The organism is Burkholderia sp. HI2714 (assembly GCF_002223085.1).
GTDB lineage: Bacteria > Pseudomonadota > Gammaproteobacteria > Burkholderiales > Burkholderiaceae > Burkholderia > Burkholderia lata_D.
In genome coordinates, this window is record NZ_NKFM01000019.1 from 142363 (window position 1) to 166489 (window position 24127).

Below are 24127 nucleotides of genomic sequence, written 5' to 3' on the forward strand. Positions count from 1 at the left end.
GGAGACCGCATGAAAAAAGTGGAGCAGAGAAAGATGGAGTGGGCAACAGGCACGCGTTTGCGTGCGATCGCAGCCGCGGCGAGCGTGGCGTTCGGTGTGGCGGCAGGGCAGGCACATGCCCAGACGGCGCCAGCCGTGAACGCAGGCGCAGCGGCGGCGGCCGGCAGTGCGCAGAACGGTGCGGCGGCGAGTGCGTCGGCCGGCACGCTGCCGACGATCAACGTCAACGCGGGCTCGGAAGGAGACGGCACGGTCGGGCTCGTCGCGAAGCGCAGCCGCACCGGCACGAAGACCAGTACGTCGATCAACGAGATCCCGCAGACGATCAACGTCGTCACCGCGCAGCAGATCGAGATGACCGGCGCGACCGACGTGAACGCGGCCCTGCGCTACGTGCCGGGCTTCTCGTCGTACGGCTCGGACAACCGTTCCGACTGGTACGCGGCGCTGCGCGGCTTCACGCCGACCGCGTACGTGAACGGGCTGCAGGTGCCGAACACGATCAACCTCGCGAGCTGGCGCGTCGATCCGTACATGATCGACAGCATCAGCGTGCTGCGCGGGCCGACGTCGGTGCTGTACGGCGCGGGCGACCCGGGTGCGATCGTCGACGTGCAGACCAAGCTCGCCGACGGCGAGCGCGTGCGCGAGGCCGGCGTGCAGATCGGCAACTACGCGCGCAAGCAGTTCATGATCGACGTCGGCGACAAGCTCGACCCGGACGGCAAATACGCGTACCGCTTCGTCGGCGTCGCGCGCGACGGCAACGCGCTGACCGGCCCGAACAACGACCAGCGCGTCGCGCTCGCGCCGTCGTTCCGCTGGCGTCCGAACGCGGATACGTCGCTGACGCTGTCGGCCACCTATCTGCAGGACTGGGGCGATATCTCGTCGAACTTCCTGCCCGCGCAGGGTACGGTGCTGCCGAACCCGAACGGGCAGATCAACAAGGACGTGTACGAAGGCGATCCGAACTTCAACTACTACCGGAAGAAGCAGTGGTCGGTCGGCTATCAGTTCGAGCGGAACCTGACACCGGCGTGGACGTTCCGCCAGAACACGCGCCTGATGCACCTGTCGCTCGACAACGGTTCGGTATTCGGCAACGGCTTCGTCGAAGGCAGCACGACCGACGTGTCGCGCTGGGCCGGCGTGTTCCAGATGAACTACAGCCGCTTCGACATCGACAACAACCTCGAAGGCCGCTTCGCGACGGGCCCGCTCCAGCACACGCTGCTGCTCGGCTTCCAGTACAACCGCCAGACCGCGACCGACAGCGAATGGCTTGCCGCCGCGCCGCCGCTGAACATCTACAACCCGGTCTACCCGCCCGTCACGACGGCGGTGTTCACGCCCGACTCGACGTTCCGCACCAACACGTACACGACGATGAACACGTTCGGCCTGTACGCGCAGGACCAGATCAAGTGGAACCGCTGGACGCTGACGCTCGGCGGCCGCGAGGACTGGGTCAACATGCGGATGGACGACCGTGCGGCCGGCACGTCGACGAAGGCGGACGTCACGGCGTTCACCGGCCGCGTCGGCCTCACGTACCAGGGCGACTACGGGCTGTCGCCGTACGTCAGCTACGCGACGTCGTTCAATCCGCTGATCGGCGTGAACCTGGTCGGCGGCGGGCTGGCGCAGCCGACCCGCGGCAAGCAGATCGAAGCCGGCCTGCGCTGGCAGCCGCCCGGCAAGAACCTGATGCTGAACGCGGCGATCTACCAGATCAACCAGACCAACGTGCTCACGACCGCGCTGCCGGCCCAGGACCCGACCGGCACGAAGTCGGTACAGACCGGCGAGGTGCGTTCGCGCGGGATCGAGCTGAGCGCGACCGGCAAGGTCACGCGCAACCTGTCGGTGATTGCCTCGTACGTGTATCAGGACGTGAAGAACGTGAAGGCCAACGACAGCTCGCTGAACAACTGGCCGGTCGACATTCCGCGTCCGCGCCAGATGGCGTCGCTGTGGACCGACTGGACGTGGCACACGGGGCCGCTCGCGGGCTTCGGCCTCGGCGGCGGCATTCGTTACCAGAGCGCGTCGGCCGGTGCGGCCGACAACTCGCTGACGGTATCGAGCGTCACGCTGTTCGACGCGGGCGTGCACTACGACACGCGTAACTGGCGCTTCGCCGTGAACGGAACGAACCTGGCCAACCGTCACTACATCAGCGGCTGCCAGTCGACGAACGTCTGTGTGTTCGGCACCGACCGTACCGTGATCGCGACCGCGAAATACAACTGGTGACGTCGCGCGCCGCGGCCCGCCGGCCGGCCTTCGTGGCCGGCGCGGGCGGGCCTCGGCGCCTTCGTCCGCTTTTCCACGACGCATCCATGCCGAAGAAAAATCTCGTCTACATCCAGTCGCTGCGCAACGGCGCGGCCGATCGTGCCGGGCAGCCGGTCGCTTATCAGGGCGGTACGCGCTACATGAAGGCGCCGCTCGAATATCTCGTCGAACGCCTGAACGACTCGTCGCTCGGCGAGCGTTACACGCTCAAGGGCGTGATCGTCGACGACGACGACGGTTCGCCGGCCGACCGCGCGAAAGTCGCCGACTACGGCTTCGCCCGCACGCCGGGCCGTCCGTGGATCCTGCCGGAAGGGTTGGCGGTGCAGGGCCGGCCGGTCGACGAACTGTTCTGCACGATTGCGTCGACGTACCGGCGGCTGCCGCGCGACGCGCGCGAGCGCGTGGCCGGCAAACAGGCATTCGAGCGCCGCCTGCTCGAGCGCCTGCTCGAACTCGACGCCGACGTCGTCGTGCTCGACGGGCTGCTCGTGATCCTCGACGAGCTCGTGCGGCCCGGCGCGCGCTTTCACCGGCGCATCGCCAACATCCACCCGGGCATCACGGCCGACGGCTCGCCGTTCCAGCGGCGCGGCGCGTGGGCGACGCTCGACGCGCTGCACGGCGCGCGCGGAGAACGGGTCGACTGGTCGAACGGCACGACCTCGGCCGTCGCGCCCGTGATGATGACGGGCGCGTCGTTTCACTACGTCGACAACGGCATCGATTCCGGCGAGGTGATCTGCGACGTGCTCGACACGCCGATCGCGCCGGACGACACGATTCTCGAACTGCGCTGGAACAACTTCCAGCGCAGCCTGTTTCCGGCGCTCGAGCGGGGGCTGCACATCCTCGCCGACCGCCACGACGCGGGAGCACTGTGATGGAAGACACGCTCACGAAACCGGCCGGCACGGCGGACGCCGTCGAAGGCGAGGTGGCTGCAGCGCTTGACGGCGCGGCGCCCGCGCATGCGACGGCCGCCGCCGAGCGCACGCTCGACGCGTGGCGGCCCGACGATCCGCCGGACGAACTGCTCGCGGCGTTCGTCGCGCTGTTCAACACCGACACGCGCTACGACGCGGCGACGATCACGGTGCCGCTCGGCGGCGCCGACGCGGCAGCCGTGGCGGCGTACGTCGCGCGCGCGGTGCGCGAGGGCGTGATCGACGGCGCGCAGGTCGCCGGCGACACGCTGCGCTTCACCGTATCGCGTGCGACGTTCTGGCAGAACCCGCGGCCGTGGCTGAAGGCGCCCGCATCGGGCGGGATGCCGCTGCGCCATGTGATTACGAACGGCCACCGGCATCCGGTGCGGCCGCTGTCGCCGGCCGGCGAGATCTATGCACGCTATATGCCGCAGGTCGGGATGACGTTCAGCCTGCGCACCGTCGACGTCGACGCGCACGCGGACCTGTTCAGCGGCTGGATGAACCTCGATCGCGTCGCGCATTTCTGGGACCAGCGCGGCACGCGCGACGAGCACGCGGCGTATCTCGCCGAGCGGCTCGCCGATCCGCACATGCACCCGATGATCGGCTATTTCGACGACACGCCGTTTGGCTATTTCGAGTTCTACTGGGCGAAGGAGGACCGTCTCGCGCCGTTCTACGACGCGCACGACTACGACCGCGGGCTGCACCTGCTGATCGGCGATTCGCGCTTCCAGAGCGCCGGCAAGCTGCATGCCTGGTGGAGCGGGGTGCTGCACTACATGTTCGTCGACGAACCGCGCACGCAGCGGCTCGTGGGCGAGCCGCGCGTCGATCACGTGCGGCACATCGCGTACATGCACCGGCTCGGGTTCTACACGCTGAAGGAGTTCGACTTCCCGCACAAGCGCGCGGCGCTCACCGTGATCGAGCGCGATACATTCTTCGACACTTTCCGGTTGCCGTGACGGCGCGGGGGCGCGGTGCGGCGCGAGGTGGCGCGCGGCGCCGTGGCTCGCGGGCATCGGCCGTCCGGGATATGGACCGCGCGGCCTGCGTCGTGAAGAATGGATCGCTCTCCTCATCGACGACAGGCCCGCGACATGGCAAAAACATCCGCGACAACATGGGGCGCGACATCCGGTTTGCACGCGCCCACATTGACATATGCTGGCATATGCCTAAAATGGGCGCATCGTACTCCCATGGAGTGGCTCATGCGCACCGTTTCCATTTTCAAGAACGCCCGTAACCAGGCAATCCGCATCCCGAAGGACATGGAGTTCGAGGGCGTGACCGAACTCGAGATCCGCCGCGAGGGCGACACACTGCTGCTGCGGCCGGTACGGCCCACGTGGCTCTCGTTCGTGAGCGAACCGCTGGCCGACGCCGACTTCCTCGCCGAACGCCCGGCCGTCATCGAGTCCGGCCGCTTCGACCTGTCCGATGGTGGCGCCGCGCCGACGGAGTCCGGCCAGTGACCACGCTCTACATGCTCGATACGAACATCTGTTCGTTCATCATGCGCGAGCGGCCGCCCGTGGTGCTGTCGCGGTTGCAATCGTGTGTCAATGCGCAGCACCGGATCGTCGTCTCGGCGATTACCTATGCCGAAATGCGGTTCGGCGCGGTTGGCCGGAAGGCGTCGCCGAAGCATGCGGAACTCGTGACGGCCTTTGTTGCGCGGCTGGATGGCGTGCTGTCGTGGGATACGGCGGCGGTCGATGCAACCGCCGCGATTCGTGCCGATCTTGCCGCGCGCGGCACGCCGATCGGCGCGAACGACGCGTCGATCGCCGGCCATGCGATCGCGGCCGGTGCGGTGCTCGTCACGCACAACAGCCGCGAGTTCGGCCGGGTCGCCGGGTTGTCGCTCGAAGACTGGGCGGCCTGAGCGCCGTTCGGGATCTGTTCGATCGCTCGGCTATTGCACATCGGCGCGTCAAGCGCGCGACGCGGGTTCGTCAGCGAGAAAGGCGTTGCGGAATGCGTCGAGATACCGGTCGGCGTCGTCGCTGAATTCACCGAACAGCGCAAATGCACGTGCCAGCAGATCCTGGCCGAGCACGGCAAAAGTTGCTTCGTCCGACAACAGCGTACGGATCGCGTCACGCGTTTGCGGCGAAGCGATGCGTTTCGCCTCTCGCGCGAGCAGCGCGGCAGCGGCGAGTCCCGGCTGGAACGCGTGGATTTCGAGCAGGTCCGGCGCGGCATCCCAGATACGTTCGCGATTGCCGGCGTCGTGAAAATTCCGCAGCAGGAACAGCAGGTCGTACGCATCGCTGTTCTGGCGCGCACGCCGGTCCTTCCAGGCGAGCAGCTTCAGTAGCGCCAGTGCCGGCAGGCTGGCCACCGGTACCACGGTGCGCGCATCGATCGACACAGGCAGTGCGGTGTCCACCGCTTCCTGAAACCCGAGCACGTTCAGCACGAATTCACCGCCGGGCGGCCATGCGATTTCGCCCGGGGGCGTTTCGAGCGGCCCGAACGGAACGAGATCCAGCTCCGTGCGAAAACCGTGCGCGCCGCTTTCGAACAGCAGTTTCTGCTGCGCGCGTGAACTGCCCGGTCGCGACAAGTACCTCGACTAGCTGCGCGTGAAACGGCCAGCTCACCGCGCACACTGCGACGTCGACATCTCTCGTCGCGCGCACCGGCCGGATGCCGTGCACGTGCCACATCAGGATGTCGCGCGCGGTTGCGCCGGCGACCACGAACGCCGTGTCGAGGCGCGCGCAGGCCGAGCCTACGGCCTGCAGCAACGCGACCGCCGCGGGCTCCAGCGGCCGGCGTGCGTCGACCTCAAGCGGGCGGTTGGGCGAGGTATCGGTCATGGATGCGATCGGCGATGGAAAGATTGCGGCTGTCGCCGGACGCGACGAGATCCGCGTAGATCAGCAGCGGCGGTACGACCGGTACTTCCTGCTCGCGCCAGGCAAGCTCCGCGGACCGCGGCCAGAACGCTTCGACGATCTCGACATCGCCGCGCTCGTCCGGACGCAGGCGGCCCTGAAGCAGCAGCCGGTTCGACGCGGTGCCGTGCGTATAGACGGTGATCGCGGCGGGTTTCAGGCCGTGCGTCAGCAGGTCGGCTGCCGGCTCGCCGCCGAATCGCGCATCGAATGCTGCGAAATCTACGCCGCGCCACCAGTCGGGCGCGAGGCTGGCAAACCGGCGGCTCGGCAGTTTCGCGCGCAAGCGGCTCGGATAGAGCGCGACCCATTCCTGCACGAAGCGCGGCCAGTCGGGCATCAGGCGCTCGCCGTTGCGGCGTTGCCCGACGAGGCCACGCGCGATCAGGTCGTCCATCGCGAGATTGACGGTACCGAGTGCGACGTCCGATGCAGCGGCGATGGCCCGATACGGTTGCGCGACCAGGCCTGGCTGTGTCGCGAGTGCGAACATCACGGCCAGCCCCTTCGGCGTCGTCGCGCGCGACGCCTGTTGGCGCGGTGTGCGTGCGGGCTTCGGCCGGCCCGCGATCATCACGGTCGCCTCCGGTTCGATCAGGCATGCGTTGCCGGCGGTATCGAGAAACGGGATGCCCTGGTCGGTCAGGCCGGCGGCCAGTTCCGCCGAAAGATACGGTGCGACCAGCATCAGCGACCGTTCGCGGGGCGCTGCAGTGTCGCCGCGGCGGCGCAATTCCGCGAGCGCGCCCGCCACCGATTCGACGCGCAGGCTGATGGCGACCGGCATCTCGAATGCCTGCCCGGCAACGTCGAAGCGGATCATGGCGTCGGCGCGCGCCTTCCAGGCGGCCGACACACGCACGGGCCGGGCACGAAAGCGCCGGGTCGCGCTTTCGAACGCTGCGCAGGCTTCGTCGAGCACGTGCTGTTCCGACACGGAGAGGGAAGTGTTCACGGGCATCAAAGGGAATTGCTTGTTCACTTTTTTGTCAGCGTACACAAAAAAATGTACAAGCGTCAAAAAGTGAACAAGAATTCGCAAGATCTTGATGCATAGGAACTATTTGATGATTCTGAACGATAGCCACCGGGGCCCTCATGCGCAAGAAATCGATGGGTGCCACACAGTTTTGCGCGTTCGGCTCCCGCGCGGCAGTCGTCCGGATGGCCGGCTCGCGCTTGCCGCGCATCATGCCGAATATGGCAACTACCAGTTGCTACCACGACGACTTTCCGTCTGCCCGGTTGTCGTCGAACCCACTATCCTTGCCTGCATATTCCCCACAGGACAGGAGACGACACCGTGACGCACAGCGTGATTCCCGCAGGCCTCGCCGACGAAATGATCGAGATCCGGCACCGCATCCACGCCCACCCCGAGCTCGGCTTCGAGGAATTCGCGACGAGCGACCTCGTCGCGGAGCAACTGCAGTCGTGGGGCTACACGGTGCATCGCGGGCTGGGCGGCACGGGCGTCGTCGCGCAGTTGAAGGTCGGCGACGGCGCGCAGCGTCTCGGCCTGCGCGCCGACATGGACGCACTGCCGATCCACGAGGCCACGGGCCTGCCGTACGAGAGCAGGATCGCCGGCAAGATGCATGCGTGCGGCCACGACGGCCACACGGCGATGCTGCTCGCGGCCGCGAAGCATCTTGCGCGCGAGCGCCGTTTCTCCGGCACGCTGAACCTGATTTTCCAGCCGGCCGAGGAAGGGCTCGGCGGCGCGAAGAAAATGCTCGACGAAGGGCTGTTCGAGCTGTTCCCGTGCGACGCGATCTTCGCGATGCACAACATGCCCGGCTTCCCGACGGGCAAGTTCGGTTTCCTGCCGGGGTCGTTCATGGCGTCGTCGGATACGGTGATCGTCGACGTGCAGGGCCGGGGCGGCCACGGCGCGGTGCCGCACAAGGCGGTCGATTCGGTGGTCGTTTGCGCGCAGATCGTCATCGCGCTGCAGACGATCGTGTCGCGCAACGTGTCGCCGCTCGACATGGCGATCGTCACGGTCGGCGCGATCCACGCGGGCGAGGCGCCGAACGTGATTCCCGATCGCGCGCAGATGCGCCTGTCGGTGCGCGCGCTGAAGCCGGAGGTACGCGACCTGCTCGAGACGCGCATCAAGGAAGTCGTGCACGCGCAGGCGGCCGTGTTCGGCGCGACCGCGACGATCGACTACCAGCGCCGCTACCCGGTGCTCGTCAACGATGCGGAAATGACCGCGTTCGCGCGCAACGTCGCACGCGAGTGGGTGGGCGATGCGAACCTGATCGACGGGATGGTGCCGCTCACCGGCAGCGAGGATTTCGCGTTCCTGCTCGAGAAGCGGCCGGGCTGCTACCTGATCATCGGTAACGGCGACGGGGAGGGCGGCTGCATGGTGCACAACCCCGGCTACGACTTCAACGACGCGGCGCTGCCCACCGGCGCGTCGTACTGGGTGAAGCTGGCGGAGTCGTTCCTGGTTTGACGGAGGAAACGACGCATACACCGCGAGGCTCGGAATCAACAAGGTCTCCGCAGCGGTTGAGCGACGGAAGTACCAAACTTTGGTATATGATGGTCCCATTGAAAAGGAGGTGACTCATGTCGCGAAACACATCCGTTTCCCTGGGCGACCACTTTGCCGAATTCGTCGATGCTCAAGTGCAGTCGGGACGATACGGTTCCGCGAGCGACGTCGTTCGAGCCGGTTTACGGCTGCTCGAGTCACACGAAACGCAGGTGCGTGCGTTGCAGGAAGCGCTGAAGGCCGGTGAGGCATCGGGAGCGCCCAAGCCATTCGACAGCGAGGCCTTCCTGGCCCGCATGCGGGCGACGCATGGCGGTTAAAAGCAGGCAGCTTCAGCTCGCACCGCTGGCCGAACTCGATCTCGAAGACATTTGGCGCTACACCGTCGAGCGTTGGTCGCTCAAGCAAGCCGACCTTTATCACCGCGATCTGATCGGAACCATGGAAGCGCTGGCGCGCGGTGAAAAAGCCGGTCGGACTTGCATTGTTCGCGATGGATATTTCCGGTACGCAGTGGGGTCCCACGTCGTGTTCTATCGCGAAACGGAATACACGATCGATGTGATTCGGGTCCTGCATCAACGCATGGACATCGAACAACATCTGTAGTCGCACAAAACAGGCACGTGATCGTTGCGACGGGGCATGCAATCCCGGTATGCCTTGAGCGATCCCGAGTCTAGAACGCTTCCCCGCTGAACAACGCCACGACCGCATCCGGATTCGAAGGCCAGTACATGTGCATGTACGTCGCGACGATCGCATCGCGACAATAGACGGCTTCGCCGCTGCCCGATGCGCCGTCGGGGCGTACGGCATGCGCGACCGGTTCCATTGGCGTCGCGAGCCGCGAATAATGGAACGTATGCCCCCGCATCGTCCCGCTGCGCGTGTCGAGCTGCTGCATGCCGAGCGCCGCGAACCGGCGCTGCATCGTCGCCTGACCCGGCAACAGCCCGAGCATCGGCGTCGTCACGCCGTCCACGTCGGTCAGCGATTCACACAGATACACCATCCCCCCGCATTCCGCGACGATCGGCCGGCCGGCCGCCGCGTGTGCGCGAATCGACCGCGCGGTCGCGGCATTCGCGGCGAGTGCCGCCGCATGCAATTCCGGATAGCCGCCCGGCAGGAACAGTGCGTCGCAGTCGTCCGGCACGGGTTCGTCGGCGAGCGGCGAAAAGAATCGCAACTGCACGCCGAGCGTGTCGAGCAACGCGAGATTCGCCGGATAAATGAACGAAAAGGCCGCATCGCGCGCCACCGCGATCCGCTTTCCGCCGAGCGCACGCGGTAGCGGCGCTGTTGCATCCGGTTCCGCGAACGCCACAGCCGGCGGCAACTCGGCAAGCGCCGTTTGCGCGAGCACATCGGCCGCGCGATCGAGCCGCGCGTCGAGATCGTCGATGTCGTTCGGCTGGTGCAGGCCGAGATGCCGCTCCGGCAGCGCGATGCCCGCATCGGCCGGCACGTGCCCGAGCCAGCGCAGGTCGTCGGGCAGCGCCTGTTGCAGCAGTTCCGCGTGCCGGGCCGAGCCGACGCGGTTCGCCAGCACGCCGTGAAACGGCAGCCCCGGCCGGAACCGCGCGAGCCCGAACGCGATCGCCGCGAACGTCTGCGCCATCGACTTCGCGGAAATCACCGCGACGACCGGCACGCCGAACGCAGCCGCGAGGTCGGCGCTGCTCGGCGTACCGTCGAACAAGCCCATCACGCCTTCGATCAGGACCAGGTCCGCCTCGCGCGCGGCGTCGGCCAGCAGCGCGCGGCAGCCGGCCTCGCCGACCATCCCGAGGTCGAGCGCATGCACGGGTGCGCCGCTCGCGCGTTCGAGCAGCATCGGATCGAGAAAATCGGGCCCGGTCTTGAACACGCGCACGCGCCGGCCGAGCCGGCGGTGCAGCCGCGCCAGGCCAGCCGTCACCGACGTCTTGCCCTGGCCCGACGCGGGCGCGCTGACGAACAGCGCGGGGCAGGCGGGCATGCTCAGAACTCCACGCCGCGCTGCGCCTTCACGCCTTGCTCCTTGTACGGATGCTTGACGAGCCGCATTTCGGTGACGAGGTCGGCCGCGTCGATCAGCGCGTCGGGCGCATGCCGCCCGGTCACGACGACGTGCACCGAATCGGGACGCGCGGCGAGCGTCGCGAGCACTTCGTCGAGCGGCAGGTACTCGTACTTCAGCACCGTGTTCAGCTCGTCGAGGATCACCATCCGGTAATCGCCGCTCTCGATCATCCGGCGCGCCTCGTCCCAGCCCTTGCGCGCGGTCGCGATGTCGGCGTCGCGGTTCTGCGTGTTCCACGTATAGCCGTCGCCCATCGTCACGAAATCGCATTCGGCCACCGCGCCGAGGAAGTCGCGCTCGGACGTGTGCAGCGCGCCCTTGATGAACTGCACGACACCGAGCCGCATGCCGTGGCCGAGCACGCGCACGGCCATGCCGAACGCGGCCGTGCTCTTGCCCTTGCCGTTGCCGGTGTTGACGATCAGCAGGCCCTTTTCGTTGACGGCGGCGGCCTGCTTCTTCTCGTGGCCCGCACGGCGGCGTTCGGTCATCCGTTGATGGGATTCGGCGTCGGTTTTCATCGGATTCGTCCTGTCGAAAGAAAGCGAAACAAAGGGTTCAAAGCGGGCCGGCGAGTGCGACCGTCACGCCGTCCCGAATGCATTTGGGGCCCAGCAGCCGGCCGTGCGGCGCCGCGAGCTGCGCGCATGGCTCGGCCACGCCCGCGACGCCGAAGCGGGCGAGCGCGGCGGCCGACGGGCCGCTCGCGGCCAGTTCCGGGCGGCTCGCGAGTTGCGCCGCATCGAACGCGACGAGCGGCCAGCCGCGTCGCGCGCACAGCGTGCGCAGCGCGCGGGCGCGCGCCTTGTCGGCGAGCGTGGCCACGAGCGCCGGTTCGGCGGCCGGGTACGGTATCAGCGCCGCACGGATCGCGGCATCGAGTTGCGCGGCCGTCACGCCTGCGCGAAAACCAATGCCGAGCGCGACACGCATCATGCGCCGCCGCCAAGCGCGGCACGTACCGCGGGATCGTCGGCGAACGCCGCGACGCGGCCGATCACGACGATCGCCGGCGAACCGATGCCGGTCGTGCCGATGCGCTCGACGAGCGTGTCGAGCGTCGCGAGCACGTGGCGTTGTTCGGGGCGCGTCGCGTTCTCGATCGCCGCGCACGGCGTCTCGCCGGGCAGGCCGCCTTCGCGCAGCGCCGTTGCGATCGCGTCGAGCCGGCGGATGCCCATGTAGATGACGATCGTCATGCGCGTGGCCGCGAGCGCGCGCCAGTCGGGTTCGTCGGCGCCCGCGCCGTGGCCCGTGACGAAGATCACGCCCTGCGCGTCGCCGCGCTGCGTGACCGGGATGCCGATTGCGGCCGGCGCGGCGATGCCCGCGGTGACGCCATTCACGACCTCGACCGGGAATCCCGCCGCGCCGAGCGCGGCCAGTTCCTCGCCGCCGCGGCCGAACACGAACGGATCGCCGCCCTTGAGCCGCGCGACGCTGCGGCCCGCGCGCAGATGCGCGAGCATCGCGGCGACGATCGTCTCCTGCGGCGTCGACGCATGACCGCCGCGCTTGCCGACGTGCTCGATGTGCGCATCGGCGCGCGCATGGCGCAGCACGTCGGGATTCACGAGATCGTCGACGAGCAGCACGTCCGCCGCGCCGATCGCGTGGACGGCCTTGAGCGTCAGCAGGTCGGCGTCGCCGGGGCCGGCGCCGACGAGCCAGGCGCGGCTCATCGGGCGCGGCACGGCGCGCACCGTGTCGTCACAGTGGAAAAGGGCAGGCGGGCGGCACGGCGGCGGCCAGCGGACAGGAAAACCATGGCGGATCGAACGAAGCCCGCGCGGACGCGGGCGGAATGCGCACCTCATCCGTCCCCCGCGGATCGGGCGTTCGGCGAGCGTCGGGCTCGCCCCTTGCGTCGGCCGGTATCCGGGCTGGCCGCTTGCCAGGCCGCAGCCTTCCCGCCCGGCTGACGGGCAGTGGCATCGTGGGCGGCCTGGGCGCGTGCGCGGGGAAGCGCGTCGCGCGGGCGGCGTACCGTTGCGGGGACAGCACAGGCCGGGCGGTGGTCCGCCTCCTGTTTCCCGTTTAACTGCAGGCGCGGAATGCGCATGCGAGCACCGAACGCGGCGCTACGATAGCACAGCGACTCCCCCGCGCGAACCGCCGCGCCCGGCTTCCGGCCATGCGCGGCAGCCATCCGGAACCGGGCCCGGCGGCCCGCTCCGCCTTGACGCTCCCCGCACCGCCGCCTACACTCGCACGCGTTTTGGTGCTCGCGCGCGCCGCTCCGGTGCGCGCAGTTAAACGGGAAACAGGGAGCCTGCCTGCGCCGCAGTCGAGCCAACCTGTGCTGCCCCCGCAACGGTAAGCGAACGCGTCGCGCGCATGCGCCACGCAACGCCGCTTCGCCGCATGCCACGCGCATGCGGACGACCGCCACTGGATGCCGCGCGCATCCGGGAAGGCGAAGCGGCGTGTTCGTCAGCCCGGATACCGGCCGAAACGTTGGGGTTCAGCGCCGCGGGGAGGCGGCGCATCGTCCACGGCCGCAGCAGGCCCGACGCCCGCGTGTTGCCCGATTCCTCCACCGATCCGTCTCCGCGCGAACCCGCGCCGGCCGGCGTGGCGAATGGCAAGCAGCGCGAGCGGGGCCGGCGGCAGCCGTGTTGGCATTCACGATGTCGACCGTTCGCAAGGAAGCACCATGTCCGATTCGTCGTCCCGCCCGTCCCGCGACTGTCCGTCCGGATCGCGCGGCGGCATGCCCGCGATCCGCCAGACGAACTGCCACGCCGCCATCGACGCGACGATCCCGGGCTGATTCCATTTTCGACACAGGACCTACCATGACCCTACGCAAGCTTCCCGTCACGATCGTCACGGGCTTTCTCGGCAGCGGCAAGACGACGCTGATGCGCCACATCCTGCAGCACGCCGAAGGCCGCCGCATCGCGGTGATCGTCAACGAATTCGGCGAGCTCGGCATCGACGGCGAAATCCTCAAGGGCTGCGGCATCGGCTGCGAGGATGCCGAAGGCGCGCAGGGCGAAGCGGCGGGCCAGCTGTACGAACTCGCGAACGGCTGCCTGTGCTGCACCGTGCAGGAAGAGTTCTATCCGGTGATGGAAGCGCTCGTCGAGCGCCGCGCGGACATCGACCACGTGCTGATCGAGACGTCGGGCCTCGCGCTGCCGAAGCCGCTCGTGCAGGCGTTCAACTGGCCGACGATCCGCAACAGCTTCACGGTCGACGCGGTCGTGACCGTGGTCGACGGGCCGGCCGCCGCCAGCGGCCAGTTCGCGGAAAACCCGCAGGCCGTCGACGCGCAGCGCCGCGCCGATCCGAACCTCGACCACGAATCGCCGCTGCACGAGCTGTTCGCCGATCAACTGTCGTCCGCCGATCTCGTGATCGTGAACAAGGCCGATCTCGTCGGCGACGCCGAGTTCGCGCAGATCGAAACCGCGATCCGCGAAGAAATCCCGCCGCAGGTGAAGATCGTGCGCGCGACGCGCGGCGAGCTCGACCTCGCGATGCTGCTCGGCCTCGAATCGGCATCGGAAGAATCGATCCACCTGCGTCACGACCATCACGGTTCGGCCGACGACGGCGATCACGATCACCATCACGACGATTTCGACTCGGTGGTCGTGTCGGGCGACGCCGGCACGCGCGAAGCGACGATCGCCGCGCTGCAGCGCGTCGTCGAGGCACACACGATCTATCGCGCGAAAGGCTTCGCCGCGCTGCCCGGCGCGCCGATGCGGCTCGTGATCCAGGGCGTCGGCCGCCGCTTCGACAGCTATTTCGACCGTCGCTGGCAGGACGGCGAAACGCGCGCGAGCCGCTTCGTGCTGATCGGCGAAGATCTCGACGCGGCCGCGCTGCAACGTGCGTTCGACGCCGCGTGCGCGGCCGAGCCGCAACAGGCGTAACGCACGATGCATCTGCTGCGCACCACGCCGGGCGGCTTCGTCGACGATACGCAGGGCGTCGTCCGGATCGACCAGCAACCGGCCGACATCGTGATCCTGAGCTCGGCCGACACGACGCTGTCGCTCCTCGCGAGCGTCGTGCCGCATCTGCCGGCCGGCTTCCCGAGCGTGCGGCTCGCGAACGTCACGTTCCTGCGGCAGCCGGCGTCGGTCGACTTCTACGTCGACGACGTGCTGCAGCATGCGAAGTCGGTCGTGATCGATCATCTCGGCGGCGAGGCGTACTGGCCGTACGGAATCGAGCAGGCCGTGTCGCTCGCGTCGAAGCGCGGGCAGCAGCTCGCGATGTTCTCGGGCGACCTGCAGGAAGACCCGAACCTCGTCGCGAAGAGCACCGTCGCGCCCGATCTGTGCCGGCTGTGGTGGCGCTACCTGCGTGAGGGCGGCGTGCACAACGCCGAGGCGCTGCTGCGCAGCATTGCATTCCACACGCTCGGGTTCGGCGAAGAACCCGAATTGCCGCGCCCGCTGCCGGCCGCCGCGCTGTATCACCCGGCGCGCGACCGTGCGAGCGCTGACGACTGGCGGCCGCGCTGGACGCCCGGCGCGCCCGTCGTCGCGATCCTGTTCTATCGCGCGCACTGGCAGGCCGCGAACACGGCCGTGTTCGACGCGCTCGCCGAGGCGCTCATCGAGGAAGGGCTGAATCCGCTGCCGATCGCGGTCACGTCGCTGAAGGATGCGGTGAGCCGCGAAGTCATCACGCAGCTCTGCGACTCGCACGATGTCGCACTCGTGCTGAACACGACCGCATTCGCGGCGGGCGCGATCGACAGCCCCGAACACGACGTGCTCGCCGGCGACGCGCCGGTACTGCAGGTGATCCTGTCCGGCGGCAATCGCGACGCGTGGGTGGCCGACAACCAGGGCCTGCATGCGCGCGATATCGCGATGCACATCGCGCTGCCCGAGGTCGACGGGCGCATCGTCACGCGCGCGGTGAGCTTCAAGGGGCTCGCGTACCGCTGCCCGCACACCGAGGTCGACGTCGTGCGCTACCAGCCGGATGCCGAGCGGATCGCGTTCGTCGCGGCGCTCGCGCGCGGCTGGTGCCGGCTGCGCACGCTCGACCACGCCGACAAGCGCGTCGCGCTGATTCTCGCGAACTATCCGCAAAGCGAAGGCCGGATCGGCAACGGGGTCGGGCTCGACACGCCGGCGTCCGCGCTGCGCGTGCTCGCGGCGCTGCGCGACGCGGGCTACGCTGTGGCCGACTTGCCGCCCGACGGCGACGCGCTGATCGCGCGGCTCACAGAAGGCGTGACCAACGACGCGGCCGTGCATGCGTTGCGGCCCGCATTCCAGAGTTTCCCGCTGGCCGACTACGTCGCGCGTTTCGCGCGGCTGCCGGCGGCCGTGCGCGATGCGCTGAACGAACGCTGGGGGCCGCCCGAAGCCGACCCGACACTGCGGCAAGGGCGCTTCACGATTGCCGGCTGGCGCGCGGGCAACGTCTTCGTCGGCATCCAGCCGTCGCGCTCGCGCGGTGAAAACGACTACGCGAGCTACCACGACGCGGATCTCGTGCCGCCGCATGCGTATCTCGCGTTCTATTTCTGGCTGCGCGATGCGTATCGCATCGACGCGGTGATCCACCTCGGCAAGCACGGCAACCTCGAATGGCTGCCGGGCAAGAGCGTCGCGCTGTCCGACGCGTGCTGGCCCGACCTGACGCTCGGGCCGCTGCCGCACCTGTATCCGTTCATCGTCAACGATCCGGGCGAGGGCAGCCAGGCGAAGCGCCGCGCGCAGGCCGTGATCATCGATCACCTGATGCCGCCGCTCACGCGCGCGGAAAACTACGGCCCGCTGCAGGATCTCGAGCGACAGGTCGACGAATACTACGAAGCGCTGATGGTCGATGCGCGGCGCGCGAAGCTGCTGCGCAAGACGATCCTCGCGACGATCGCCGAGCACCGGCTGCACGACGAACTGAGCGTGTCGCCGCCGCGCGATACGGGCGACGAGGACGCGCTGCTCACGCGCGTCGACGCGTGGCTGTGCGAACTGAAGGAAGCGCAGATCCGCGACGGGCTGCATGTGTTCGGCGAGTCGCCGATCGATCGTCAGCGGCGCGACACGCTGCTCGCGCTTGCGCGCTTTCCGGTGGGCGACGGCAAGGATGCGCGCGCCGGGCTGATCGGTGCGCTCGCACGCGATCTCGCGCTCGGCGATGACTTCGATCCGCTCGCGGCCGACTGGGCCGCGCCGTGGGTTGGCCCGCGTCCGGCGATCCTGCTGGCGCTCGACGCATCGCCGTGGCGCCATGCGGGCGATACGCGCGAGCGGCTCGAACGGCTCGCGCAGCAATGGCTCGACGGGCTGTGTGCAGCGGACGGCGGCAACACCGGCACCGACTCGACACCGCCCGGCGATTGGCCGCACACGCTCGCCGTGATCGAACGCGTCCGCGCGACGCTGCTGCCCGCGCTCGACGCGTGCGGCGGCGAGGAAATGCGTCAGCTGCTGCGCGGGCTCGACGGCCGCTTCGTGCCGCCGGGGCCGAGCGGATCGCCGTCGCGCGGCCGCCCCGACGTGCTGCCGACCGGCCGCAATTTCTATTCGGTCGACACGCGCGCGGTGCCGACGCAGGCCGCGTGGTCGCTCGGCCTGAAATCCGCGCAGCAACTGATCGAGCGCCATCTGCAGGATCACGGCGACTATCCGCGCGCGATCGGCCTGTCGGTTTGGGGCACGGCGACGATGCGCACGGGCGGCGACGACATCGCGCAGGCGTTCGCGCTGCTGGGCGTGCGGCCGAAATGGGCGCACGGCAGCCACCGCGTGACCGACTTCGAGATCCTGCCGATCGAGATCTTCGACCGGCCGCGCATCGACGTGACGCTGCGCGTGTCGGGCTTCTTCCGCGACGCGTTCCCGAACCTGATGCACCTGTTCGACGCGGCCGTGCAGGCGGTGGCCGCGCTCGACGAGCCCGAGGCGCTGAACCCGATCCGCGCGCGCATCGAGCGCGAACGCGAGAAATGGGTCGCGCAGGGCATGGCGCCGGACGAAGCGCGACGCCGTGCCGGCTGGCGCGTATTCGGCGCGCGGCCGGGCAGCTACGGCGCGGGCCTGCAGGACCTGATCGACCAGCGCCGCTGGCAGACCGACGCGGATCTCGCCGATGCCTACCGCCAGTGGGGCGGCCATGCGTACGCACAGAACAGCGCGGGCGATGCCGCGGCCGACGTGTTCGGCGAGCGGCTCGCGACGATCGACGTCGTCGTGCAGAACCAGGACAGCCGCGAGCACGACATCCTCGATTCGAACGACTACTACCAGTTCCAGGGCGGGATGACGGCGGCCGTGCGGCATCTGTCCGGGCAGCAGCCGAGCATCTATCACGGCGACCACGCGAACCCGGTCGCGCCGAAGATGCGCACGCTGCGCGAGGAAATCGCGCGCGTGATCCGCTCGCGCGTCGTCAACCCGAAATGGCTCGACGGCGTGAAGCGCCACGGTTACAAGGGCGCGGCCGAGCTGGCCGCGACGGTCGACTACCTGTACGGCTATGACGCGACCGCGCGCGTGCTGTCCGACCACCAGTACGCGCTCGTCGCCGACGCGTACCTGTTCGACGACGCCACCCGCGCGTTCCTCGAACGGCACAATCCGAAGGCGCTGCACGGCATCTGCGAACGCTTCGTCGAGGCGATGCAGCGCGGCCTGTGGCAGCAGCCGGGCGACTATCGCGAACGGATCGAAGCGGTCTGGCTCGCGAGCGAACAACTCCAGGAAGGGGGACGGCGATGACCGATCCGACGATGCACCGCGCCCGCGCGGTTTTTCCGTTTGCGGCGCTCGTCGCGCAGGATGCGCTGCAGCAGGCGCTGCTGCTCGCCGCGATCGACCCGTCGCTCGGCGGCGTGCTCGTGAGCGGGCCGCGCGGCACCGCGAAATCGACCGCGGCGCGCGGCCTCGCGGAGCTGTTGCCCGAAGGGCAGTTCGTCACGCTGCCGCTGTCGGCGAGCGACGAGCAGGTGACGGGTACGCTCGATCTCGCGCATGCGCTCGCTGAAAACGGCGTGCGCTTCCGCCCGGGCCTGCTTGCGCGGGCGCACCTCGGCGTGCTGTACGTCGACGAAGTGAACCTGCTCGCCGACGGGCTCGTCGACACGCTGCTCGACGTCGCCGCGAGCGGCGTGAACATCGTCGAGCGCGATGGCGTGTCGCACGCGCACGATGCGCGCTTCGTGCTCATCGGTACGATGAATCCGGAGGAGGGCGAGCTGCGTCCGCAATTGCTCGACCGCTTCGGTCTGATGGTCGAGCTGGAGAACTGCTTCGACGCCGCACAGCGCGAGCGGATCGTGAAGGCGCGGCTTGCATTCGATCTCGATCCGGATGCGTTTCGCGCACGTCATGCCTCCGCGCAATGCGAACTCGGCGACCGGATTCGCGCGGCACGCGCACGGCTCGCGGCGCTCGATTTCGACGATGCGGTCCATGCGCGTGTCAGCGCGCTGTGCATCGACGCGGCTGTCGACGGGCTGCGTGCCGATCTCGTGATGCTGCGCGCGGCGCGTGCGCTCGCCGCGCTGGAGCAGGCCGACGCGGTGACGGTGTCGCATGTGGAGCGGGTGGCCGACGCGGTGCTGCGGCATCGGCGCCACGCGGGGACGCCGTCCTCGTCCAGCGCGCCGCAACCCGGCGACGAACGTGACGGTCGCTCTGCGCCCGATGCGCGCGAGCGCCCCGATGATGCGTCGGATGTGGCGAAGAATGATGCCACGGCATCCCAGGGCGACTGGGGCTACCTGCCACCCGAGCCGGCCGGGTTGCGCGACGTGAAAGGCGTGGTGCCGCTGCCGCTAAAAAAACGCTGAGCCATCGAGCCGGCGCCGCCGCGGACACCGCCCGCGGTCCTCGATGGCAATCAGGCGCAGCCGCGCGCGTGCCGGGCACGGTGCGCGCCGGCACGGCCGTGGCGTGGCCGGCGACGCTCGCCGCGAAGCGCGGCGGCCCGCTGCGTCGCGACCATCTGCGCTTCCGCAAACGCGCCGGCACGCCGGACGCACTGCATTGCTTCGTGCTCGACTGCTCGGCGTCGATGCTGTCGCACGAGCGGCTCGCGTTGGCGAAGGGGCTGATCGTCGCGTATTTCGACCAGGCCGCGCGCGACCGTGTCGAAACCGCGCTGATCTGTTTCGGCGGCAATGGCGCCGCGCGCCGCTTCGGCCCGGCCGTGCCGCGCTGGTGGAATGCGCGCTGGCTCGAACCGGTCGAAGGCGGCGGCGGCACGCCGCTCGCGGACGGCATCGCGGCCGCCGCGCAATTGCTCGCACGCGCGGCGCGGCGCGCGCCGGCCAAGCAGCGCTGGCTGTGGGTGTTGTCCGACGGACGCACGCGCGAGGCGCCCGCGAAACCCGCAGCGGCCGATCACGTCGTGTTCGTCGACTTCGACGACGCGGCCGTGCGGATCGGGCAGGGCGCCCGGCTGGCCGCGGGGTGGGGCGCGCAGTGGGTGACGGCCGACGCGCTGTGCACGGGCCGCGCCGGCTGATGGCCGGCCGGCGGTGCGCTATGATCGCCGTTTCTGCTTCAACCCATTGGAACAACCCGCCATGCAAGTACTGGTCGATGCCGACGCGTGTCCCGCCGTCATCAAGGACATGCTGTTTCGCGCCGCGCGTCGTGCCGAAATCAGCGTGACGCTGGTCGCGAACCAGTTTCTGCGCACGCCGCCGTCGCCGTTCATCAAGGCGGTGCAGGTACCGGCCGGCTTCGACGTGGCCGATGCGCGCATCGTCGAGCTGGTGGAAGCGGGCGACCTCGTGATCACCGCCGACATTCCGCTGGCCGCCGCCGTGCTCGACAAGGGCGCGCATGCGCTCGACCCGCGCGGCAACTGGTTCAGCCGCGAGAACATCGAGGAACGCCTGTCGACGCGCGCGATGATGGATCAGTTGCGCAGCGCGGGCATCGACACGGGCGGGCCGGCGCCGTTCAGCGCACGCGACGGCAAGGCGTTTGCCTCGCAGTTCGACCGGTTCCTGGCGCGACAGGGCAAGCCTTGAGGTTGCGTCGCGGCGGCCGCGTGTCGTGATCGCCCTGCGTGGGGCTGCCCCTGCGCGCCATGCGCTGCATCACCGAATCCGCGTTGAATCGCACGCATCGCCCATGCGCGGATGCAGGTTCGTGCCGGCGCTGTTATCGTGGCGGAAACCACAACACAGCATAGGAGCGCACGCGTGTCACCGACTCAACTTCTCGTTCCGACCTTCACCCAGATGCTGCGCGCGCAGTCCGCGTGGCTCGACAAGGCTGCCGCACACCGCGAGGCCGCGGGCGACGCGCCCGACGCGGCGATGTTGCTGAAGCTGGCGCCCGACATGTATCCGCTCGCGGCACAGGTGCGCTTCTCGTGCTTCCAAGCGATGGAGCCCATCCACCGGCTGCGCGACGAATCGCTGCCGGCCGCGCTGCTCGCATTGCGCGAGGCGGGATGGCATGCGGATGCGCAGCCCGGCACGCTCGCCGACGCGCAGGCGATCATCGCCGGCACGCTGACCTTTCTCGGCGACCTCGCGCCGGATGCGCTCGATGGCGGTGCCGCGCGGCCGATCGCGCTCGACATGCCGAACGGGATCGCGTTCGACATGACGGGCGAGCAGTACGCGCGCGACTGGGCGCTGCCGCAGTTCTACTTCCATGCGATCGCCGCTTACGCGATCCTGCGCCACCACGGCGTCGAACTCGGCAAGGCCGACTACGTGCCGCACATGCTCGCGTACGTCCGGCCGGGCACGATTCCGCAAGGTTGAGCCGGCCGGCGCCGGGCAAACGCGAAGCGACATGACGCGGGCACTCTTCATCTGCAGCCGCAACCGGCTGCGCAGCCCGACGGCCGAGGCGGTATTCGCCGCGTGGCCTGGCGTCGAAACCGACTCCGCGGGCCTCGCGCCCGATGCGGACACGCGCGTGTCCGCCGAGCAGCTCGACTGGGCCGACGTCGTATTCGTGATGGAGCGTGCGCACAAGGCGAGGTTGGCGGCGCAATTCGGCGCGCATCTGCGGCACAAGAAGATCGTGTGCCTCGACATTCCCGACCGTTACGCTTACATGCAGCCGGAACTCGTCACGTTGCTCGAACGCAAGGCCGGCCCGTTGCTGCGCGCGTGACCGGCGCGGGTGACAGGGATGTCAGCGCAGCCGGCCGTTCGCGATCGCCGAGAAACAGTCGAGGCGCAGCAACTCGATGATCTTGCGCGTCGGCACGCTCGCACGCAGCGTGTCGAGCCGGTCGACGGTGAACCACTTGCAGCGGGCGATCTCGTTGCTCGCGCGCGGCGTCAGGTGCGCCGGCACGTCGGCCACGAACACGTGATGGAGCTTCGTCAGCCCGCCGAACTGCACCGCGTAGTCGAGCGCGAGCCCCTCCAGCCGGGTTTCCTCGGCAAGCTCCCGCAATGCAGCATCGAGCGGCGTTTCACCACGCCGGATCGTGCCGCCCGGCAGCGACCAGCGCGACGCGGTGCGGGCGACCAGCAGCACGCTGCTGCGCTGACGGCACACGATCGTGGCGCGTTCCTTGATGACGGCGAGAGTGTCCAGCCCGGTACTCATGTTCGGTAAAACAGGTGCTGAATCGTGGAGAAAAATGCGTGTCGGCGGCGCGTTCCCGGCAGCAGGCCGCAACGGCGTACAGGCACCCCGCACCGATCTTAGCGGCCGTTCATGACAGTTCCATGCACGCCTTCGCGGGACAAACGACGGCTCAAGCGTGCGTATAGATGCCGCTGCGCGCGGGCTTCGCGTGGCGCGACTGGCGGCGCTTGTGAACGGCACGCCGATGGTGGGACGGCGGCGGCGTGACGTGCCGGCGCGCGGGCGCGGGCCGTGCGGTCGGTGAAGCCGACTGCGGCGATCCGCCCGGCATCCCGGTCTGTCCCTCGCCGAAATGGAACGTCTGGGTTTGCGCGTGTCCGACGCCCAGCGTCGAAGCCAGCATGAAGGCCGCCAGCAGCATCCGTTTCATGAATGATCCGTCCGATTTTTTGAGATGAAGATTGCACGCCAGCTTAGCGAAAGGCGGGACGCCACCGCAACTGGCCCGTGTTCGGTGCGGCTCCCACTTGCGCGCGGCGGTGCCGTCCGCTGCGCCTCAGGGTGCCGCCGGGGTTGACAACGAAATTCCTGGGTGTGAATATAAATTCATGCACAAGAATTATTCGCCGAATCCGGAAGGCCGCGCCCAAGCGCCGGGACTGCCGGGACCGGCAGTCCGATCAACCGGAACCAGGAGCGGGACGCATGGCGGAACACGAGCAGCAGGGCGCGTTGGCGGGATTGCGCATCATCGATCTGTCGCGGGTGCTGGGGGGGCCGTATGCCACGCAGATCCTGGCCGACCACGGCGCGGAGGTGATCAAGGTCGAACCGCCGTCCGGCGACGAGACGCGCACCTGGGGCCCGCCGTTCGACGGTGATACCGCGTCGTACTTCCTCGGCGTGAACCGCAACAAGCTCGGCATCGCGCTCGACCTGACGCAACCGGCCGACCGCGAGCGGCTGCTCGGCCTGCTCGAACATGCGGACGCGATCGTCGAGAACTTCAAGATCGGCACGATGGAGCGCTGGGGGCTCGGCTTCGACGCGCTGCATGCGCGGTTTCCGCGCCTCGTCCATTGCCGCGTGTCGGGCTTCGGCGCGGACGGCCCGCTCGGCGGGCTGCCCGGCTACGACGCGGCCGTGCAGGCGCTCGCGGGGCTGATGAGCGTCAATGGCGAAGCCGGTGGCGCGCCGCTGCGGGTCGGCGTGCCGATCGTCGATCTCGTCACCGGGCTGAACGCGGCGCTCGGTGTGCTGATGGCATTGCGTGAGCGCGACGCGAGCGGCCGCGGCCAGTTCGTCGAATCGACGCTGTTCGACTGCGCGCTGTCGATCCTGCATCCGCATACGCCGAACTTCTTCCATTCGGGGAATGCGCCGGTGCGCACCGGCAACGCGCATCCGAACATCACGCCGTACGACAGCTTTCCGACGGCGAGCGTCGATATCTTTCTGGCGGTTGGCAACAACGGGCAGTTCGCGGGCTTGTGCGACGTGCTCGGCACGCGCGACTGGCTCGACGATCCGCGTTTCGCGGACAACCGCGCGCGCAGCGCGAATCGCGCCGCACTGCGCACGCTGCTCGAAACGGCGCTGGCCGGACACGACGGCGCGGTGCTCGCCGAGCAGCTGATGCGCCGCGGCGTGCCGTGCGCGCCGGTGCTCGGGCTCGACGCGGCGCTCGACCATCCGCATGTCGCGCATCGGCAGATGAAAGTCGAGCTGGGCCGGCATCGTGGCATCGCGTCGCCGATCAAGCTCGGCCGCACGCCGGCCACGTACCGGCGGCCGCCGCCCGCGCTGAACGAACACGCAGCGCAGGTGTTCGCCGACGCGGACGCGTGCGACCACGACACACGCCGGGACTGACCGGCATCGCGGCCGCCGCCCGTGTCGCGCGCCCG

The 24127-nt window shown here is 68.9% G+C and carries 23 protein-coding genes, 1 pseudogene and 2 riboswitches; of the genes and pseudogenes, 16 read left to right on the plus strand and 8 right to left on the minus strand.

All coding sequences use genetic code 11. The features are described 5' to 3' along the window. The first annotated feature begins 9 nt into the window (after positions 1 to 9). The 5 genes from CFB82_RS09050 to CFB82_RS09070 all read left to right on the plus strand — a co-directional run bounded on the left by CFB82_RS09050 (position 10) and on the right by CFB82_RS09070 (position 5127). Entirely contained in the window at positions 10 to 2259 is a 2250-nt protein-coding gene (locus CFB82_RS09050) for a TonB-dependent siderophore receptor (RefSeq protein WP_069247931.1), read from the plus strand. An 86-nt stretch (positions 2260 to 2345) separates the two neighbouring features. Further along, positions 2346 to 3185: a formyltransferase family protein gene (locus tag CFB82_RS09055; protein WP_069247932.1), complete on the plus strand. Its 840-nt coding sequence runs from the start codon at positions 2346 to 2348 to the stop codon at positions 3183 to 3185. Next, entirely contained in the window at positions 3185 to 4201 is a 1017-nt protein-coding gene (locus tag CFB82_RS09060; protein ID WP_069247933.1) for a GNAT family N-acetyltransferase, read from the plus strand. The genes CFB82_RS09055 and CFB82_RS09060 overlap by 1 nt, the downstream gene beginning before the upstream one ends. Before the next feature lie 249 nt (positions 4202 to 4450). Then, the gene (vapB, locus tag CFB82_RS09065; RefSeq protein ID WP_069249292.1) at positions 4451 to 4714 is read left to right on the plus strand and encodes a type II toxin-antitoxin system VapB family antitoxin; all 264 of its coding nucleotides are present in this window, start codon (positions 4451 to 4453) and stop codon (positions 4712 to 4714) included. Further along, on the plus strand, positions 4711 to 5127 hold the full coding sequence (locus CFB82_RS09070; protein WP_083265877.1) for a PIN domain-containing protein: 417 nt from the start codon (positions 4711 to 4713) through the stop codon (positions 5125 to 5127). Before vapB ends, CFB82_RS09070 begins: the two co-directional genes overlap by 4 nt. Before the next feature lie 48 nt (positions 5128 to 5175). On the opposite strand, the pseudogene CFB82_RS09075 reads toward CFB82_RS09070, so the two are convergent. Together CFB82_RS09075 and CFB82_RS09080 are read right to left on the minus strand one after the other, a co-directional pair. After that, positions 5176 to 6067, minus strand: a pseudogene (locus CFB82_RS09075) (nucleotidyl transferase AbiEii/AbiGii toxin family protein). Continuing rightward, a complete protein-coding gene (locus CFB82_RS09080; protein WP_069247934.1) occupies positions 6036 to 7106 on the minus strand; it encodes a type IV toxin-antitoxin system AbiEi family antitoxin in 1071 nt (356 codons plus the stop codon). Before CFB82_RS09080 ends, CFB82_RS09075 begins: the two are co-directional and overlap by 32 nt. Before the next feature lie 342 nt (positions 7107 to 7448). On the opposite strand from CFB82_RS09080, the gene CFB82_RS09085 reads away from it, so the two are divergent. From CFB82_RS09085 to CFB82_RS09095, 3 genes are all read left to right on the plus strand, one after another. Continuing rightward, on the plus strand, positions 7449 to 8612 hold the full coding sequence (locus CFB82_RS09085; RefSeq protein ID WP_069247935.1) for a M20 aminoacylase family protein: 1164 nt from the start codon (positions 7449 to 7451) through the stop codon (positions 8610 to 8612). Between the two features lie 116 nt (positions 8613 to 8728). Continuing rightward, positions 8729 to 8974 (plus strand): type II toxin-antitoxin system ParD family antitoxin, encoded by a 246-nt coding sequence (locus CFB82_RS09090; RefSeq protein WP_069247936.1) that lies wholly within the window; start codon positions 8729 to 8731, stop codon positions 8972 to 8974. After that, positions 8964 to 9263, plus strand: a complete 300-nt coding sequence (locus tag CFB82_RS09095) for a type II toxin-antitoxin system RelE/ParE family toxin (RefSeq protein ID WP_069247937.1) — start codon at positions 8964 to 8966, stop codon at positions 9261 to 9263. The genes CFB82_RS09090 and CFB82_RS09095 overlap by 11 nt, the downstream gene beginning before the upstream one ends. A 70-nt stretch (positions 9264 to 9333) precedes the next feature. On the opposite strand, the gene CFB82_RS09100 is transcribed toward CFB82_RS09095, so the two are convergent. The 4 genes from CFB82_RS09100 to cobA are packed head-to-tail and all read right to left on the minus strand — an operon-like array spanning position 9334 to position 12404. Further along, a complete protein-coding gene (locus tag CFB82_RS09100) occupies positions 9334 to 10638 on the minus strand; it encodes a cobyrinate a,c-diamide synthase (RefSeq protein ID WP_069247938.1) in 1305 nt (434 codons plus the stop codon). Positions 10639 to 10640: 2 nt separating this feature from the next. Next, positions 10641 to 11243, minus strand: a complete 603-nt coding sequence (cobO, locus tag CFB82_RS09105; RefSeq protein ID WP_021160089.1) for a cob(I)yrinic acid a,c-diamide adenosyltransferase — start codon at positions 11241 to 11243, stop codon at positions 10641 to 10643. Between the two features lie 37 nt (positions 11244 to 11280). Then, the gene (locus tag CFB82_RS09110) at positions 11281 to 11658 is read right to left on the minus strand and encodes a cobalamin biosynthesis protein (protein ID WP_069247939.1); all 378 of its coding nucleotides are present in this window, start codon (positions 11656 to 11658) and stop codon (positions 11281 to 11283) included. Then, positions 11655 to 12404 (minus strand): uroporphyrinogen-III C-methyltransferase, encoded by a 750-nt coding sequence (gene cobA, locus CFB82_RS09115; protein ID WP_069249294.1) that lies wholly within the window; start codon positions 12402 to 12404, stop codon positions 11655 to 11657. Before cobA ends, CFB82_RS09110 begins: the two co-directional genes overlap by 4 nt. A 170-nt stretch (positions 12405 to 12574) precedes the next feature. Next, a riboswitch (cobalamin riboswitch) is annotated at positions 12575 to 12811 on the minus strand. Between the two features lie 113 nt (positions 12812 to 12924). After that, positions 12925 to 13190, plus strand: a riboswitch (cobalamin riboswitch). A gap of 330 nt (positions 13191 to 13520) precedes the next feature. Here cobA and cobW point away from each other — a divergent pair. The 7 genes from cobW (at position 13521) to CFB82_RS09150 (ending at position 21794) form a co-directional block, all read left to right on the plus strand. Beyond that, positions 13521 to 14609, plus strand: a complete 1089-nt coding sequence (cobW, locus tag CFB82_RS09120; protein WP_069247940.1) for a cobalamin biosynthesis protein CobW — start codon at positions 13521 to 13523, stop codon at positions 14607 to 14609. Positions 14610 to 14615: 6 nt separating this feature from the next. After that, on the plus strand, positions 14616 to 18425 hold the full coding sequence (cobN, locus tag CFB82_RS09125; RefSeq protein ID WP_069247941.1) for a cobaltochelatase subunit CobN: 3810 nt from the start codon (positions 14616 to 14618) through the stop codon (positions 18423 to 18425). After that, a complete protein-coding gene (locus CFB82_RS09130; RefSeq protein ID WP_069247942.1) occupies positions 18422 to 19498 on the plus strand; it encodes an ATP-binding protein in 1077 nt (358 codons plus the stop codon). The genes cobN and CFB82_RS09130 overlap by 4 nt, the downstream gene beginning before the upstream one ends. A gap of 68 nt (positions 19499 to 19566) precedes the next feature. Further along, positions 19567 to 20175 (plus strand): vWA domain-containing protein, encoded by a 609-nt coding sequence (locus CFB82_RS09135; protein WP_069247943.1) that lies wholly within the window; start codon positions 19567 to 19569, stop codon positions 20173 to 20175. 61 nt (positions 20176 to 20236) lie between these two features. Continuing rightward, positions 20237 to 20689: a YaiI/YqxD family protein gene (locus tag CFB82_RS09140; RefSeq protein WP_069247944.1), complete on the plus strand. Its 453-nt coding sequence runs from the start codon at positions 20237 to 20239 to the stop codon at positions 20687 to 20689. A 174-nt stretch (positions 20690 to 20863) separates the two neighbouring features. After that, positions 20864 to 21436, plus strand: coding sequence for a DUF1993 domain-containing protein (locus tag CFB82_RS09145; RefSeq protein ID WP_089483940.1), 573 nt, complete (start codon positions 20864 to 20866; stop codon positions 21434 to 21436). Positions 21437 to 21467: 31 nt separating this feature from the next. Next, positions 21468 to 21794 carry a low molecular weight protein tyrosine phosphatase family protein gene (locus CFB82_RS09150; RefSeq protein WP_069247946.1) on the plus strand — a complete coding sequence of 109 codons (327 nt, stop codon included), beginning with the start codon at positions 21468 to 21470 and terminating at the stop codon, positions 21792 to 21794. A 21-nt stretch (positions 21795 to 21815) separates the two neighbouring features. Here CFB82_RS09150 and CFB82_RS09155 read toward each other — a convergent pair whose 3' ends face one another. Both CFB82_RS09155 and CFB82_RS09160 read right to left on the minus strand, forming a co-directional pair. Next, a complete protein-coding gene (locus tag CFB82_RS09155; RefSeq protein ID WP_069247947.1) occupies positions 21816 to 22238 on the minus strand; it encodes an NUDIX hydrolase in 423 nt (140 codons plus the stop codon). 151 nt (positions 22239 to 22389) lie between these two features. After that, positions 22390 to 22650 carry a hypothetical protein gene (locus tag CFB82_RS09160; RefSeq protein WP_069247948.1) on the minus strand — a complete coding sequence of 87 codons (261 nt, stop codon included), beginning with the start codon at positions 22648 to 22650 and terminating at the stop codon, positions 22390 to 22392. 275 nt (positions 22651 to 22925) lie between these two features. On the opposite strand from CFB82_RS09160, the gene CFB82_RS09165 reads away from it, so the two are divergent. Then, positions 22926 to 24092, plus strand: a complete 1167-nt coding sequence (locus tag CFB82_RS09165) for a CaiB/BaiF CoA transferase family protein (protein WP_069247949.1) — start codon at positions 22926 to 22928, stop codon at positions 24090 to 24092. Positions 24093 to 24127: the final 35 nt, after the last annotated feature.

Coding starts and splice junctions, on each gene's coding strand:
- CFB82_RS09050 (WP_069247931.1), top strand. CDS start 10: ATGAAAAAAGTGGAGCAGAGAAAGATGGAGTGGGCAACAGGCACGCGT.
- CFB82_RS09055 (WP_069247932.1), top strand. CDS start 2,346: ATGCCGAAGAAAAATCTCGTCTACATCCAGTCGCTGCGCAACGGCGCG.
- CFB82_RS09060 (WP_069247933.1), top strand. CDS start 3,185: ATGGAAGACACGCTCACGAAACCGGCCGGCACGGCGGACGCCGTCGAA.
- vapB (WP_069249292.1), top strand. CDS start 4,451: ATGCGCACCGTTTCCATTTTCAAGAACGCCCGTAACCAGGCAATCCGC.
- CFB82_RS09080 (WP_069247934.1), bottom strand. CDS start 7,106: ATGCCCGTGAACACTTCCCTCTCCGTGTCGGAACAGCACGTGCTCGAC.
- CFB82_RS09090 (WP_069247936.1), top strand. CDS start 8,729: ATGTCGCGAAACACATCCGTTTCCCTGGGCGACCACTTTGCCGAATTC.
- CFB82_RS09095 (WP_069247937.1), top strand. CDS start 8,964: ATGGCGGTTAAAAGCAGGCAGCTTCAGCTCGCACCGCTGGCCGAACTC.
- CFB82_RS09100 (WP_069247938.1), bottom strand. CDS start 10,638: ATGCCCGCCTGCCCCGCGCTGTTCGTCAGCGCGCCCGCGTCGGGCCAG.
- cobO (WP_021160089.1), bottom strand. CDS start 11,243: ATGAAAACCGACGCCGAATCCCATCAACGGATGACCGAACGCCGCCGT.
- CFB82_RS09110 (WP_069247939.1), bottom strand. CDS start 11,658: ATGATGCGTGTCGCGCTCGGCATTGGTTTTCGCGCAGGCGTGACGGCC.
- cobA (WP_069249294.1), bottom strand. CDS start 12,404: ATGAGCCGCGCCTGGCTCGTCGGCGCCGGCCCCGGCGACGCCGACCTG.
- cobW (WP_069247940.1), top strand. CDS start 13,521: ATGACCCTACGCAAGCTTCCCGTCACGATCGTCACGGGCTTTCTCGGC.
- cobN (WP_069247941.1), top strand. CDS start 14,616: ATGCATCTGCTGCGCACCACGCCGGGCGGCTTCGTCGACGATACGCAG.
- CFB82_RS09130 (WP_069247942.1), top strand. CDS start 18,422: ATGACCGATCCGACGATGCACCGCGCCCGCGCGGTTTTTCCGTTTGCG.
- CFB82_RS09140 (WP_069247944.1), top strand. CDS start 20,237: ATGCAAGTACTGGTCGATGCCGACGCGTGTCCCGCCGTCATCAAGGAC.
- CFB82_RS09150 (WP_069247946.1), top strand. CDS start 21,468: ATGACGCGGGCACTCTTCATCTGCAGCCGCAACCGGCTGCGCAGCCCG.
- CFB82_RS09155 (WP_069247947.1), bottom strand. CDS start 22,238: ATGAGTACCGGGCTGGACACTCTCGCCGTCATCAAGGAACGCGCCACG.
- CFB82_RS09160 (WP_069247948.1), bottom strand. CDS start 22,650: ATGAAACGGATGCTGCTGGCGGCCTTCATGCTGGCTTCGACGCTGGGC.
- CFB82_RS09165 (WP_069247949.1), top strand. CDS start 22,926: ATGGCGGAACACGAGCAGCAGGGCGCGTTGGCGGGATTGCGCATCATC.